This is a genomic window from Halobacillus halophilus (genome assembly GCF_020171985.1).
Lineage (GTDB): Bacteria > Bacillota > Bacilli > Bacillales > Halobacillaceae > Halobacillus > Halobacillus halophilus_A.
In genome coordinates this window covers 89173-102025 of sequence record NZ_JAIVAL010000004.1, presented here as the reverse complement: position 1 = coordinate 102025, position 12853 = coordinate 89173, and the positions used below count along the sequence as shown (strand labels likewise).

The window sequence follows — 12853 nt, the reverse complement described above, 5'->3', positions numbered from 1 at the left end:
GGATCTTTCGGAATAAAAAACTTAAATAAATGAGTTCTCAGCCGATGAATATAATAGGAATGAAGTACATAGGCATTTTGGATAACTATTGTGTTATAAGATACAAAAGAATGAGTTATAATGTTCAAGAATAGGTCTACTTACTGATTTTTGTGCTTTAAATAGAACGTTCTCATAAAATATGCTATACTCATATTAGGTAAGAAAGTAGGTGAAAATATGATCGGTGAACGCATCAAACAAATTCGCAAAGCCCGTCATATGTCGCTGTCTGAATTAGCTGAGAGGGCTGGAGTTGCAAAGTCATACTTAAGCTCCATTGAACGTAATATCCAGACCAACCCATCGATTCAATTCTTAGAAAAAATATCAAAAGAATTGGATGTCTCTATTAATTTTCTTCTTCACGGAGAGTCAGATGCAAAGGATGAAACGCTTGATGATGACTGGCTGGAACTTGTCCAGGAAGCTATGAATTCAGGAGTGTCTAAAGACCAATTTCGCGAATATTTGGAATTTAATAAATGGAAGATCCATCAAAGCAAATAATCAGGCCTGGTTCCACAAGTGAACTCAGGCTTTTTTACATACCAAGAAAAGGCGCAGACTTTATTAAAAAGCCTGCGCCTTATTTTTTTATTTAAATTTCTGTTTAATGTAATCCATACTGATCGCTAGGCTCTCTAAAGGAGAACGACGACTCTCATCCTGCTCAATAATCCACCACTGTACTCCTGCTTCTTCACCTGCATGGAATACAGCATCCAGGTCTACCCCGCCCGTTCCGAGCTCTGCAAAAAATGATTCGTCATCCACCGTCATGTCTTTCAAGTGCAAAAGAGGGCTTCTTCCCTGATATCGTTTCAGCCACTCATCCGGCTGTTCCCCTGCTTTTTTAAGCCAGTAGATATCAAATTCTGTTTTTAAGTTTTCAGCTTGAGTATCATCAAAGATGGTCTCGAGAGCTGTACGGCCATCCGAAAGCTTTTGCAGTTCAAAATCATGGTTGTGGTAACACAAGGTAATACCTTCCTGACGACACTGTTCACCCAGACGATCTAAAAGAGGAATTAACTGTTGGTAATCTTCTTCCTCACGTTCATCTATGTAAGGACAGACGATATAAGAGCTTCCGATTGTTTTCTGGTCATTAATGATTTGTTCCAGATTATTCTTTAAATCATCCAGAGGAACATGGCAGGAAGCCGCCTGTAAACCTGTTTCTTCAAGTAAACTCTTAATTTCCCTGGCTGATAATCCGCCGAACCCCGCAAACTCTACAGCATCAAAGCCTAATTCAGCTACTTTCCTGACTGTACCGGCAAAATCTTTTTCTGCTTCTTCTCTTAGTGTGTACATTTGTGCGGCAACTGGTATTGTTTTCATTTGTGAATCCCCATTTCTAAATAATTATCTCTCTTTATACAACATTAGATATTTGAGAGAAAAACCCTTTTAAAAATGCGGGATTTATTTATAAAAAATTAAATAATCAGTGTTCATTACCTTTAAAGATCATAACTTACTCATTAGTAGAAGAGTAAGCAGTATCTTATACTTTGAGTATTGAGATCCACCCACACCATACTCCGGAGTCATGTATTAGCCTATACGGAAAAAAATATAAAAAATTAACAATGCTGAACATATTCAAACCATGAAAAGAGGAGAAAAACATGGGAAGATTCGACGAGTTCCTCCGCGATATCAATCGAAGAAATAAAATCTGCTGGAATTGCCAGAGGGAAGTAAGTGAGGATGACCTGGTCATTCCGGAAGAAGATTGGAAAGTTCATATCCAATTGTGTATAGATTGCTATGATCTTATGGAAGAGGAACGGTGGAGAGGAGCCGCTGGGAATAATCAAACACCTAGGTGACTGACACGTTCCCCTGCGGCCTGGAATAGGATATTTTAACAATGAGGTGAGGTGAAATAGATGCCTGTTTCCGTAGTATTTAATCAGATAGCGGTTAATGCACTTAATGATAATGCAACAATATCAACCGGGCAAAATAATCAAGCCGACTGGTCGTGGCAGGGGAAAAATAATAATGCTGCCGGCATTCCTGTGGGAATAATTATTGCAACAAATAATGTAAACACCATTTTCGATAATGATGTAATAGATGTGCCGGTTACTAACCCGGAAATCAGTAACCCGCAGCCTAACGTTCAATACTAAGGGACTGATGATATGAAGGTCCACTTCGATTGCATTAACGTCAATCAGATTAAAATGAGTTCAGGGATATTTGTAGGATCTAATAGTCAAAACAACTGGTCTTCTCACCAAAAAGAAAATTCAGCTTTAGGTACCATTGTTGGAAACGGTAACGTAGTGCATCAGAATATCAATGTGATCCACGATGAAGATATGGTGGATATGCCTATTAAAGAAGAAACGATCAAAGAATCCAATGGAAAAGGCTATGGAGACTCTTGAGTATCCTTTTCCATTTCATTCTTTATCATTGATTGAATCCATTCCGGTACTTCCTGATCTTTGCTGTTCACCATCATATCCAGGATCGCTGAATCACTTAGGATGGAGCGCAAGCCTTTAAGGGAATTACCGTCTCCATAAACATTCCCAAACCCCTGGTTATGTTTTTTATGGCTTTCAAACCCGCTTGGAGCATTATTTCCGAGATTGACACATGAAGCGTCCTCTACAGTTCCAATATGAATATTGCGGATGAAGAAATTAGGAGAAAGAAAGTTCAAGTTATTCCTCCTTATCTTTGAAAGTAATTTTTAAACCATCTTTTGTTTTTTCCAGTTTAGGTTTCTCTGTATAAGATGGTTTCACATGCACGCCAAAGTTATTTCCGAGATTTAAAGCCCCACTTAAATCTTCTATATCCAAATGATCCAATTGAAAACTTAATTGCTCCAGTTTAGGGTCGTGGATATCAACTTTGTCAAAATGAAAATGGTACTCTACCGTTTTACCCTGATTTTCCAAAACAGCTTTCTGGAGCTTCAAGATTTCTTTGTAGAGGTGTTCGAGGTCATGTGATGGTTTTTTTCGTCTGCCAAAAAACATGACAGCTATTCTCCGTGAGGATTTGGCTTTTTAATAATCAGATGTCTGTTTTGCTGCAGGACATTGTTGTTTCCTATAATCATTCCGTTGCCTTCATTTTTGTGATGATGAGCAGAGAACTTGGACTGAACATTCGTACCAGAGTAAATTCCTGAAGAGTTGGAAACTTGGTCAATGGTGAGGTTTTGAAAAGATATACGCGTCATAGTATCCACCTCCTGTCATTAAGGTATGAAAGGATTTTGTAAGCATGAAAGATTTTATGAAGTGGTTCAATCAATCGGACCAGCAAAAGGACGGCAAGCCGGGACTCCCTTTTTCAAATTCAATGTTTGATATGGCCAATATCAATAAATATGTCCAGCAATCGATTGAAGATGCTCTTAAACCAACGCAGCATATGTTTAATTCGCCCAATTCCACCTCTGATCCTAAGGAACAGACAGGTTTTGATTATGAGGTAGTGGAGTTAATGCTTTACTATGTTGTTCAAATTCGACTGCCTAAAGAAACAGATATGGACGCACTGCGTCTCACTCTTGGTAACTGTAAATTATATGTGGAAGGCGTAGGGGAAGGGAAAAAAACGATTCCTTTGCCCGGACAGCCCAGCCGGCGAAATATATCTGCTCAATACAGCGATGGAACGATTGAAGTACGTCTCCACAAAAAGAGAGAGGATTATGAAAAAGAAATCCACGTTTTTTATTAAAACTGGATTTCTATTTCATTTGCCGAAGAGTTCTTTGTGATTTTGATCAGAACAACCCCGTCTTTATAGGATGTTTGTACGTCTTCGTACGTGAAATGAAAGGGGACGGGAATGATCCTTTTGAATTCACCCTTCAACCTTTCACTGTGAAGTAATTTTTCTTCAGGTACAGGGTAGGGATAGGAGATTCGCCCCTTAATAATTAATTGTGTACCCTGCTGGGATAAGTGAAGGGGGTCATTGGAGTGATAACCGGGGAGGTCTACAATTATAACGCCTTCTTTCTCTGTCTCATAATAGTCATAAGAAGGCCCTCTTTTAGGAATGACATGATGCATATCGTTCCAGAAGTCTTCACCCAGAACTTTCTCAACATTTTCAGAAAAAGCATTCCAGTTTAATTTACCGTTACTGTTCTTATTATTCATAAGTAAGTTCACCCCGCTGTTTTAGTTTATGAGAAGCAAACTAAATTCATGATGCTGGAATCATGAACGATTGGCGTATAAAACAGCTTTAATAATAAGCATTTAAGTAAACACTACTTAACTACGACCATTTCGACTAAGTACGATCGTAACCTTGGCCATTTAGGTTCGGCAGAAGACAAGATTATTCATCTTTTTTCTATTAAATGACATCCGCCATTTCCTAATCTAATCTGGTATCGCTTCCAATTTCGAGAATTTTTTAAAAATTATTTGTTGTTTTTACAAAAGGACCGTGTTACTATTTACTTAACTTAAGAGTTATTGAATTTTTGTGCAAACGTATTCACAAAACTGTTCATTGGTAGGGAAGCTCATTTAATTAAGAGATTTTAATCTAGTGAATGAGTTTTTTTCATAACAATCGTGCAAACGTATGCGCAACCCTTGTAGTTAGGGTGTGGCAAGATCAATTATTTTTTTTGCCACGTATTGAAAGCGGATTCAATAATTCGGAAAAATAGGGGTGGAAAAATGAAAGGTAAAAAATTTTACTCGGGTATTGCTACTGCACTTCTAGCTTCTAGTATCGCATTAACAGGCTGCTCCTTCTCTTCAGGCGACAGCGGTGGAGATTCAGAAGGAGAGGAAGCATCTGGAGACGCCGTAACGGTGGATGTTTTCCAATTTAAAGTCGAATTTAAAGATCAGTTTGAAGAACTGGTTTCCATGTATGAAGAAGAAAATCCTGACGTGAATATTAATGTTAAAACGGTTGGCGGCGGAAATGATTATGGTGCGTCTCTGAAAACTTCCTTCTCTTCAGGAGAGGAACCGGACATTTTTAACGTTGGCGGTCCAACAAGCGTGGACGAATATGAGAAATACTTAGCTGATTTATCTGATACAGAAGCAGCGGGCGCTGCTCTTGAAGGAACTTTGACAAGTGTTAAGCGTGACGACCAAATCTTAGGTCTGCCATTCAACCAGGAAGGTTACGGACTGCTTTACAATAAGAAAGTCTTTGAAGAAGCCGGAATCAATCCAGATGAAATTAAAACGATGGATGATTTAGAAGGAGCTGTAGAAACGCTTAACAGTAAAAAGGACGAGCTGGGTATTAAAGCACCATTTGCATTCCCTGCTAAAGAGAAATGGGTAATGGGTAACCACTTGGCTAATGCCTATCTTGCCGATGAGTTTAACCATGATGTGATGGAAGCTTATGAAGCTGACACAGTTGAATTCGCTATGGGTGACCAGATGAAGCGTTTCACAGACTTGCAAAATGATAACTCTATTCAACCAACATTGAGCCTTGACTATTCTCAACAGGTTGAGGAGCATTTCTCACTAGGAAATGTAGCGATGATTCAACAGGGGAACTGGGTGTATAACACCATTGCCTCTATGGATGAAGAGTTTGCTCAAAACAACGTTGGGCTTCTTCCGATTCCTGTAGAAGGATATGAAGGAAGCATTCCAGTTGGCGTTCCTAACTACTGGGTAGTAAATAAAGAGTCTGGAGAGGAAGTCGTGCAGGCAAGTAAAGATTTCTTAGACTGGATGTACACTTCTGACACAGGTAAGAAATTCGTAACAGAAGAATTCAAGTTTATCCCGGCATATGAAGGTTATGAAGATCAGGAAATTGCGGATCCAATTTCTCAGGAAATCTATAACTATGCAAAAGAAGGAAATACACTGGGCTGGGTCTTCCTTGGTGCTCCAACAGCTTGGACAGAAGATGCTCTAGGTGTAGCGATGCAGGAGTATATCGCAGGTGACATTACCTGGGAAGAAGTTGAACAACAGGCAACGAAAGCCTGGGAAGATGCTCGTCAGTAGTCTGTAACTAAACAGCCAGCAGGATCGCTTATTAACGATCCTGCTGGTACATATAAATATCTCCTCTATTAGGATATTTAGACGTATAGGTAGTCTAATAGGAGAGATGTTTATTTTATCAAATTATGAAATCGATATCATATCGATAAACCACGGACTTTTTTTACCTAAAAGTGCACGTGTAAAGTATTGGAGGAGGTTTACATGAAAAACCGCAGTCTTGCCTTTTGGTTATTCTTAACTCCCGTGATCCTCGGGTTGGGAATTGTTGTCGTTATTCCGTTCATCTATGGTTTTATTTATTCATTCACAAACTGGAATGGACTTACAGCTACGGAATTCTTAGGATTCCAAAACTACATTAATTTGTTCCAGGAAGACGAATTCATGCAATCGATTTGGTTTACAATCAAATTTGCAGTCGTCACGGTTCTGCTCCTCAATGTATTTGGAATGGCACTGGCTTTGATTGTGACACGTAACATTAAGTCCAATAATTTATTGCGTACTGTATTCTTTATGCCGAACCTGATTGGCGGCTTGATTCTAGGTTTTATCTGGCAGTTTATTTTCATTAGTGTATTTGGCGACATAGCGAACTTAACAGGTATTGAAGGTCTGAATGGCTGGCTATCCACGACAAATACTGGTTTCTGGGGTCTGGTCATTTTAACAGCCTGGCAGATGGCCGGGTACATCATGATCATCTACATTGCTTATCTTGAGAACATTCCGAAAGACTTAATCGAAGCGGCTAAAATTGATGGCGCGAGCAGTTTCCAGCGATTTAAAAACATTACGTTTCCGCTTGTTGCGCCAGCTTTCACGATCAGCATGTTCTTAACGCTGTCGATGTCCTTTAAGATTTATGATCAGAACTTGTCACTCACAAACGGCGGACCTTTTAACTCGACACAAATGGTGTCCATGGAGATTGTTCGTACGGCGTTCTCTGATAACCAAATGGCCTATGCGCAGGCAAAGGCAGTTATTTTCTTCTTAATTGTGGCTGTCGTTGCATTAACCCAAGTGTATTACAACAAGAAACGGGAGGTTGAGATGTAATGAAAAAGAATCAGGAAAAACGTAATTTATTTTCCATTGAAATTCTTGGCCTTCTGCTTGGTTTATTGTGGATCGCTCCTTTCTACTTAATGGTCGTCAATGCCTTTAAAACAAAACGTGATATTTTCGGCGGGGTTTTAGGTTTCCCATCTGAACTCGCTTTTGATAACTTTGCACAGGCCTTTGTCGACTTAGCTTTTCTTAAATCATTGTTTAATTCGGTGCTTGTTACCGGATGCAGTATAGCTATCATCATTTTGTTTTCTTCCATGGCCGGCTATGCTCTTGCTCGTAATAAAAGTAAATTAAGCGGGTTCATTTTCTTCATTTTCGTTGCTGCGATGCTTATTCCATTCCAGTCTGTTATGATCCCGCTCGTGTCTATATTTGGACAAGCGGACATGCTGAATGCAGGCGGATTAATCTTCATGTACCTTGGTTTTGGGTGCAGCTTGTCGATCTTCCTTTATCACGGGGCGATGACGGGTGTTTCTAAATCTATGGATGAGGCCGCAATCATTGATGGGGCAAACCGCTTCCAGTTGTTCTGGTATATTATTTTCCCACTGTTAAAACCTATATCCGTGACTGTTGGGATTCTGAACACTATCTGGATCTGGAATGATTACTTGCTGCCTTCTTTAGTATTAAGTGAAGCGAATGCAACCATTCCACTTAAAATGTTCTATTTCTTCGGACAGTACACGAAACAATGGCACTTGGCTCTGGCAGGGCTGACGATTGCAATTCTTCCGGTTATTATCGGGTATTTCTTCGCACAGAAACAAATCATTAATGGCGTTTCTGAGGGTGCTGTGAAATAGAGTCAGAGGAGTAGATGCACGTGTCTGTCACTATTAAAGATGTAGCCAAAAAAGCAAATGTTGCCCCGTCCACTGTATCCCGTGTCATTTCGGACAGCCCGAGAATCAGTGAAAAAACGAAGCGCCGGGTTCGGAAAGTTATGGATGAGCTCGGCTATCACCTGAACTACAATGGCCGGGTTCTTGTCAGCCAGTCTACTCAAACGATTGGGATCGTGACAAAGGTGGCTTCTGTCCATTCTTTTGATAATCCTTTCTTTTCGGAATTGCTCAGAGGAATAAGTGATGCCTGCCATGAAAAGGATTACAGTATCTACTTAACCACTGGGAATACAGAGGAATCGATTTACCGGGAAGTGGTGAAGATGGTTCAGGGTAAACGAGTGGACGGTGTGATTGTCCTGTACTCAAGAGAAGATGACAACGTTGTTCCTTACTTAAGGGAATGCAACTTTCCATTCGTTATGATTGGAAAACCAGTCTCTCATACGAGTGATACCATGTTTGTGGATAATGATAATGTTCAGGCCAGTAAGGAAGTCACCGATTATCTCATTGGCCTTGGCCATCAGAAAATTGGGTTTGTCGGCGGAGACTCTCATTACGAGGTGGCACGTGACCGGCTGTCAGGGTTTAAATTATCTCTGAGAGAGCAAGGACTGGAACTGACGGAGGATTATTTGAAGAATATCCAATCCGGCAAAGCGGATGCTGAGACCGTGGTGGAAGAGTTGCTGCAGTTGACCGAACCGCCGACTGGACTTGTGATAACAGATGATTACAACTCTATGAAGGTCATGAGGGCCCTGGAGGATAAAGGAATTCGTTTACCGGATGAAATGAGCATTGTGGGGTTTAACAATACGATGATTGCCAGGTTGTCAAAACCACCGCTTACCACAGTCGATACGCAGTCCTTCCAGCTTGGTCACGAATCGGCCAGGAGTTTGATCGAATTACTGAATCATCCCGATATGGTGAAAAAGAGCATTATTATCCCGACCATTATTGTCGAAAGAGAATCCTGTATAAGACATAAGGTTGAAAAATCAGAGTCAGAACAAGACTACCAGGCACCACATTAAAAAAGAGATAAAGAAAGGGAGAGGAAATTATGAACGTATTAGTATGGAATGAAAATCGCCATGAAAAAGAAAACAAGGTAGTTAGTGATATCTACCCGGAAGGAATTCATGGGGCTATTGCCGGCTTTCTTGGAGAAGATCACGAAAATGTGAAAACGGCTACACTTGATGAGGAAGAACACGGCCTCACCGATGAAGTCTTAGCTGAAACCGACGTACTTGTCTGGTGGGGACATAAAGCACACGAAGATGTAAAAGATGAAATTGCTGAAAAGGTGAAGCAGCGTGTTTTGGAAGGTATGGGACTTGTCGTTTTACATTCCGCTCACTTTTCTAAAGTGTTTAAGAAACTCATGGGCACGACCTGCGATTTGAAATGGAGAGAAGCTGACGATAAAGAACGTTTGTGGGTCGTGGATCCAACTCACCCGATTACAGAAGGTGTGGGAGAGTATATTGAGCTTGAAAAAGAGGAAATGTACGGTGAACATTTTGATATTCCGACACCGGAAGAATTAATTTTCCTTAGCTGGTTTGAAGGTGGAGAAGTGTTCAGAAGCGGAGCAACTTTCCGACGTGGAAGAGGGAAAGTCTTCTATTTCCGTCCCGGGCATGAAACCTATCCAACTTACCACAATAAAGAAATTCAAAATGTAATCAAAAATGGTGTAAAATGGGTAAATAACACGAATACCCCGAAAAATGTTTATGGGAATGCCCAGCCTTTAGAAGAAATTTCTACTAAATAACAGGAGGTTTTCACTATGTCTAAACTGAAGATTGCTGTCCTTGGATGTGGAAGCATTGCTCAAAATCGGCACTTATTAGAATATGATGCGAATGAAAATGTAGAGATCACAGCTGTGTGTGACATTGTTGAAGCAAGAGTTAAAGAAGTAGCTGAAGAGTATGGCGCCACCGCTTACACGAGTTATGAAGATCTTTTGGCTAAAGAGAATGTGGATGCCGTCAGTGTGTGTCTCCCAAACTATCTTCACGCACCTGTATCCATTGCCGCATTAAAAGCCGGCTGTCATGTGTTATGTGAAAAACCAATGGCAACTTCCAGAGAAGAAGCGGAAGAAATGATTCAAACCGCGGAGCAAAATAACAAGAAATTGATGATTGCTCACAATCAGCGCTTTGTTCCTTCTCATGTAAAAGCGAAAGAACTGATCGCTTCAGGAGCTCTTGGAAAAGTGTACAGTTTCCGCACGACATTTGGACACGGCGGCCCGGAAGGCTGGAGTGCAGAAGGAAAAGACAGCTGGTTCTTCAAGAAAGATCAAGCCTTTATAGGTGCGATGGGCGACCTCGGAGTACATAAGGCAGATTTACTTCGTTACATACTGGGACAAGAGTTTATCGATGTAGCAGGGTTTATCGAGAACAATGCCAAAGAAAATATTACCGTTGATGATAATGCCGTTTGCATTCTGCGCAGCGAAGAAGGCGTGGTAGGCACTATGACAGCAAGCTGGGCTTACCAGCCAGGAGAAGATAATTCAACCGTTATCTATGGTGAGAAAGGAACCTTGCGTCTAGAGGATGACCCAGTTTACTCCTTAGTAGCGCAGTACACAAATGGAGATATCGTAAATTATCAGCTTGGCAAAATCCAATCCAATGACGAAGGCGGACAGAGCAATTCTCATGTGGTCGATCATTTTGTAGAAAGTATCCAGAATGATACAGAGCCGTTGATCACAGGAGAAGAAGGAATGAAATCCCTGGACGTCATCCTGGGAGCGCTTCGCTCTGGAGAAACAAGACAAATCAGCAGTTTGGAACGGGTCAAGAAGTGACACGTTTGAAGATGGGGATCATCGGAGCAGGGGGGATTGCCCAGGGCAGGCATATCCCCTCTTTTCAACAATTAGAGGATTCCGTAGTACTGACGGCTGTACAGGATCTAAATAAAGACAGGGCGGAAGAAGCTGCTCGTCTATTCGATATCCCTCATGTTTTTGAGAATTACGAAGACCTTTTTCAGAAGGTGGATGCTGTCACGATCTGCACACCAAATAAGTTCCATGCGGAAATCGCAATTGCCGCACTAAACGCAGGGGTTCATGTACTCTGCGAAAAGCCAATGGCAATTACTACGGAAGAATGTACCAGTATGATCGCTGCAGCTAAGAAAAACGATCGCCTGCTTTCTATTGGCTATCACTATCGCTTTACCCCTGAAGCCCAGCTTGCCAGAAAAGCAATGGATAACAACGAGATTGGCGATCCGCTGGTGACACGTGTACAGGCGATGAGGAGACGTAAAGTTCCTGGGTGGGGCGTGTTTACCAATAAAGATTTGCAAGGCGGCGGAAGCCTGATTGACTTTGGCTGCCATTTACTCGATTTAGCTCTGTGGCTCCTTGATGACCCTAAGCCTGTCGAGGTTATGGGAAGAGCTTATGATCGTTTGAGTAAGACTCCTGATCAGGTCAACGACTGGGGAGCTTTCGATCATGAGACGTTTGATGTGGATGACCATGTAACCAGTTATATTACGTTTGATAACGGACTATCTTTACAATTTGAATGTTCCTGGGCCGCGAATATTAAAGATGATGATACAAAATTAAGCATTTCTGGAGTAGATGGCGGCTTAAGCGTGTATCCTTTTGAGCTGTATCAGGCCAAATACGGAGCATTATGGGATAGTTCAGCGAAGATTCGTGAAGGCGAACCAAAGCCAGGGTTGTATCAGGCCAAAAACTTTGTCGACAGCTGCCTCGGTCAGGATGAATTAATCGTTAAACCCGAGCAGGCCCTTCAGGTGACGAAGTTAATGGAAGCGATATATTTAAGCAGTGAAACCGGCACAAGTGTGAAGCTAGACTAAACGAATGAATGGAGGAGTCATAACATGAAACTAGGCGTATTTACGGTATTATTTTCCGATAAATCTTTTGAAGACATGCTTGATCACGTAAAAGCTTCTGGACTTAAGGCAGTGGAAATTGGCACGGGCGGCTATCCAGGCAATGCTCACTGTAACGTTGATGAGCTGCTCGAAAGCGAAGATAAGCGTAACGAATACTTAGAAAAAGTACATTCCCGCGGATTAACGATCAGTGCCTTCAGCTGCCATGGAAATCCGATTTCCCCTGATCAAGCATTTGCGGAAGAATCACACGAAGCTTTTGTAAAATCGGTTAAACTGGCAAGCCTTATGGATGTTCCGGTTGTGAACACTTTCTCTGGTACACCGGGCGGCCATGAAAACGATACGGCACCAAACTGGCCGGTCACACCCTGGCCCGCGGAGTACTCAGATGTGTTAGAATGGCAATGGAACGAAAAGTTGATTCCTTACTGGAAAGAGCAGGGAGAATTTGCAAAAGAGCACGGAGTTAAAGTAGGTCTTGAACTTCACGCAGGCTTTCTTGTTCATACGCCATATACGATGCTTAAGCTCCGTGAAGCTACTAATGAGGCTATTGGTGCGAACCTGGATCCCAGTCACCTCTGGTGGCAGGGCATTGAACCGGTGGCTGCGATTAAAATTCTTGGAAATGAAGATGCTATCCACCATTTCCACGCGAAAGATACGTATATTGACCAGGAAAATGTAAACATGTACGGTCTTACAGATATGCAGCCATATGGGAATGTGAGGACTCGTGCCTGGACATTCCGTTCCGTAGGGTATGGCCACGGGACACAGGAATGGTCGAATATTATGAGTGCTTTACGAACTTACGGCTATGATCATGTGGTCAGCATTGAGCATGAAGACCCGATCATGTCGATTAACGAAGGTTTCAGTCAAGCAGTGAAAAACTTGAGATCGGTGCTGATTGAAGAACCACCAGCCGAGATGTGGTGGGCGTAAATAAAT

At 41.6% G+C, this 12853-nt stretch carries 18 protein-coding genes; 13 read left to right on the top strand and 5 right to left on the bottom strand.

Going from position 1 to position 12853, the window contains the following annotated elements; genetic code table 11:
• The first annotated feature begins 219 nt into the window (after positions 1–219).
• Positions 220–549, top strand: a complete 330-nt coding sequence (locus LCM11_RS09020; RefSeq protein WP_224893925.1) for a helix-turn-helix domain-containing protein — start codon at positions 220–222, stop codon at positions 547–549.
• Positions 550–636: 87 nt separating this feature from the next.
• Here LCM11_RS09020 and LCM11_RS09015 read toward each other — a convergent pair whose 3' ends face one another.
• A complete protein-coding gene (locus tag LCM11_RS09015) occupies positions 637–1386 on the bottom strand; it encodes a sugar phosphate isomerase/epimerase family protein (protein WP_224893924.1) in 750 nt (249 codons plus the stop codon).
• Positions 1387–1676: 290 nt separating this feature from the next.
• Here LCM11_RS09015 and LCM11_RS09010 point away from each other — a divergent pair, with 290 nt between their 5' ends.
• From LCM11_RS09010 to LCM11_RS09000, 3 genes are read left to right on the top strand one after another with little or no spacing between them, the layout of a single operon-like run.
• Positions 1677–1880 carry a hypothetical protein gene (locus tag LCM11_RS09010; protein WP_224893923.1) on the top strand — a complete coding sequence of 68 codons (204 nt, stop codon included), beginning with the start codon at positions 1677–1679 and terminating at the stop codon, positions 1878–1880.
• A gap of 60 nt (positions 1881–1940) precedes the next feature.
• Positions 1941–2186 (top strand): hypothetical protein, encoded by a 246-nt coding sequence (locus tag LCM11_RS09005; protein WP_224893922.1) that lies wholly within the window; start codon positions 1941–1943, stop codon positions 2184–2186.
• A 12-nt stretch (positions 2187–2198) separates the two neighbouring features.
• Positions 2199–2447: a hypothetical protein gene (locus LCM11_RS09000; protein WP_224893921.1), complete on the top strand. Its 249-nt coding sequence runs from the start codon at positions 2199–2201 to the stop codon at positions 2445–2447.
• On the opposite strand, the gene LCM11_RS08995 is transcribed toward LCM11_RS09000, so the two are convergent.
• The 3 genes from LCM11_RS08995 to LCM11_RS08985 are packed head-to-tail and all read right to left on the bottom strand — an operon-like array spanning position 2432 to position 3256.
• A complete protein-coding gene (locus tag LCM11_RS08995; protein ID WP_224893920.1) occupies positions 2432–2728 on the bottom strand; it encodes a hypothetical protein in 297 nt (98 codons plus the stop codon). The genes LCM11_RS09000 and LCM11_RS08995 overlap by 16 nt on opposite strands.
• Before the next feature lies 1 nt (position 2729).
• The gene (locus LCM11_RS08990; RefSeq protein WP_224893919.1) at positions 2730–3050 is read right to left on the bottom strand and encodes a hypothetical protein; all 321 of its coding nucleotides are present in this window, start codon (positions 3048–3050) and stop codon (positions 2730–2732) included.
• A 5-nt stretch (positions 3051–3055) separates the two neighbouring features.
• Entirely contained in the window at positions 3056–3256 is a 201-nt protein-coding gene (locus tag LCM11_RS08985) for a hypothetical protein (RefSeq protein ID WP_224893918.1), read from the bottom strand.
• A 44-nt stretch (positions 3257–3300) separates the two neighbouring features.
• Between LCM11_RS08985 and LCM11_RS08980 the strand changes: the two genes are divergently transcribed.
• Positions 3301–3762, top strand: coding sequence for a hypothetical protein (locus LCM11_RS08980; protein WP_224893917.1), 462 nt, complete (start codon positions 3301–3303; stop codon positions 3760–3762).
• On the opposite strand, the gene LCM11_RS08975 is transcribed toward LCM11_RS08980, so the two are convergent.
• Positions 3759–4190 carry an Hsp20/alpha crystallin family protein gene (locus LCM11_RS08975; RefSeq protein ID WP_224893916.1) on the bottom strand — a complete coding sequence of 144 codons (432 nt, stop codon included), beginning with the start codon at positions 4188–4190 and terminating at the stop codon, positions 3759–3761. The two genes, LCM11_RS08980 and LCM11_RS08975, sit on opposite strands and share 4 nt — an antisense overlap.
• Before the next feature lie 534 nt (positions 4191–4724).
• On the opposite strand from LCM11_RS08975, the gene LCM11_RS08970 reads away from it, so the two are divergent.
• The 8 genes from LCM11_RS08970 (at position 4725) to LCM11_RS08935 (ending at position 12847) form a co-directional block, all read left to right on the top strand.
• Positions 4725–6038 (top strand): ABC transporter substrate-binding protein, encoded by a 1314-nt coding sequence (locus LCM11_RS08970; protein WP_224893915.1) that lies wholly within the window; start codon positions 4725–4727, stop codon positions 6036–6038.
• A 204-nt stretch (positions 6039–6242) separates the two neighbouring features.
• Positions 6243–7103, top strand: a complete 861-nt coding sequence (locus LCM11_RS08965; protein ID WP_224893914.1) for a carbohydrate ABC transporter permease — start codon at positions 6243–6245, stop codon at positions 7101–7103.
• A complete protein-coding gene (locus LCM11_RS08960) occupies positions 7103–7927 on the top strand; it encodes a carbohydrate ABC transporter permease (protein ID WP_014644782.1) in 825 nt (274 codons plus the stop codon). Before LCM11_RS08965 ends, LCM11_RS08960 begins: the two co-directional genes overlap by 1 nt.
• A 20-nt stretch (positions 7928–7947) precedes the next feature.
• Positions 7948–9012: a LacI family DNA-binding transcriptional regulator gene (locus LCM11_RS08955; protein WP_224893913.1), complete on the top strand. Its 1065-nt coding sequence runs from the start codon at positions 7948–7950 to the stop codon at positions 9010–9012.
• Positions 9013–9041: 29 nt separating this feature from the next.
• The gene (locus LCM11_RS08950; RefSeq protein WP_224893912.1) at positions 9042–9761 is read left to right on the top strand and encodes a ThuA domain-containing protein; all 720 of its coding nucleotides are present in this window, start codon (positions 9042–9044) and stop codon (positions 9759–9761) included.
• Positions 9762–9776: 15 nt separating this feature from the next.
• Entirely contained in the window at positions 9777–10817 is a 1041-nt protein-coding gene (locus LCM11_RS08945) for a Gfo/Idh/MocA family protein (protein WP_224893911.1), read from the top strand.
• The gene (locus LCM11_RS08940) at positions 10814–11854 is read left to right on the top strand and encodes a Gfo/Idh/MocA family protein (RefSeq protein ID WP_224893910.1); all 1041 of its coding nucleotides are present in this window, start codon (positions 10814–10816) and stop codon (positions 11852–11854) included. Before LCM11_RS08945 ends, LCM11_RS08940 begins: the two co-directional genes overlap by 4 nt.
• Positions 11855–11878: 24 nt before the next feature.
• The gene (locus LCM11_RS08935; protein WP_224893909.1) at positions 11879–12847 is read left to right on the top strand and encodes a sugar phosphate isomerase/epimerase family protein; all 969 of its coding nucleotides are present in this window, start codon (positions 11879–11881) and stop codon (positions 12845–12847) included.
• The last annotated feature ends 6 nt before the right edge of the window (positions 12848–12853 follow it).

Coding starts and splice junctions, on each gene's coding strand:
- LCM11_RS08980 (WP_224893917.1), top strand. CDS start 3,301: ATGAAAGATTTTATGAAGTGGTTCAATCAATCGGACCAGCAAAAGGAC.
- LCM11_RS08970 (WP_224893915.1), top strand. CDS start 4,725: ATGAAAGGTAAAAAATTTTACTCGGGTATTGCTACTGCACTTCTAGCT.
- LCM11_RS09000 (WP_224893921.1), top strand. CDS start 2,199: ATGAAGGTCCACTTCGATTGCATTAACGTCAATCAGATTAAAATGAGT.
- LCM11_RS09015 (WP_224893924.1), bottom strand. CDS start 1,386: ATGAAAACAATACCAGTTGCCGCACAAATGTACACACTAAGAGAAGAA.
- LCM11_RS09005 (WP_224893922.1), top strand. CDS start 1,941: ATGCCTGTTTCCGTAGTATTTAATCAGATAGCGGTTAATGCACTTAAT.
- LCM11_RS08990 (WP_224893919.1), bottom strand. CDS start 3,050: ATGTTTTTTGGCAGACGAAAAAAACCATCACATGACCTCGAACACCTC.
- LCM11_RS08960 (WP_014644782.1), top strand. CDS start 7,103: ATGAAAAAGAATCAGGAAAAACGTAATTTATTTTCCATTGAAATTCTT.
- LCM11_RS08985 (WP_224893918.1), bottom strand. CDS start 3,256: ATGACGCGTATATCTTTTCAAAACCTCACCATTGACCAAGTTTCCAAC.
- LCM11_RS09010 (WP_224893923.1), top strand. CDS start 1,677: ATGGGAAGATTCGACGAGTTCCTCCGCGATATCAATCGAAGAAATAAA.
- LCM11_RS09020 (WP_224893925.1), top strand. CDS start 220: ATGATCGGTGAACGCATCAAACAAATTCGCAAAGCCCGTCATATGTCG.
- LCM11_RS08975 (WP_224893916.1), bottom strand. CDS start 4,190: ATGAATAATAAGAACAGTAACGGTAAATTAAACTGGAATGCTTTTTCT.
- LCM11_RS08965 (WP_224893914.1), top strand. CDS start 6,243: ATGAAAAACCGCAGTCTTGCCTTTTGGTTATTCTTAACTCCCGTGATC.
- LCM11_RS08935 (WP_224893909.1), top strand. CDS start 11,879: ATGAAACTAGGCGTATTTACGGTATTATTTTCCGATAAATCTTTTGAA.
- LCM11_RS08945 (WP_224893911.1), top strand. CDS start 9,777: ATGTCTAAACTGAAGATTGCTGTCCTTGGATGTGGAAGCATTGCTCAA.
- LCM11_RS08950 (WP_224893912.1), top strand. CDS start 9,042: ATGAACGTATTAGTATGGAATGAAAATCGCCATGAAAAAGAAAACAAG.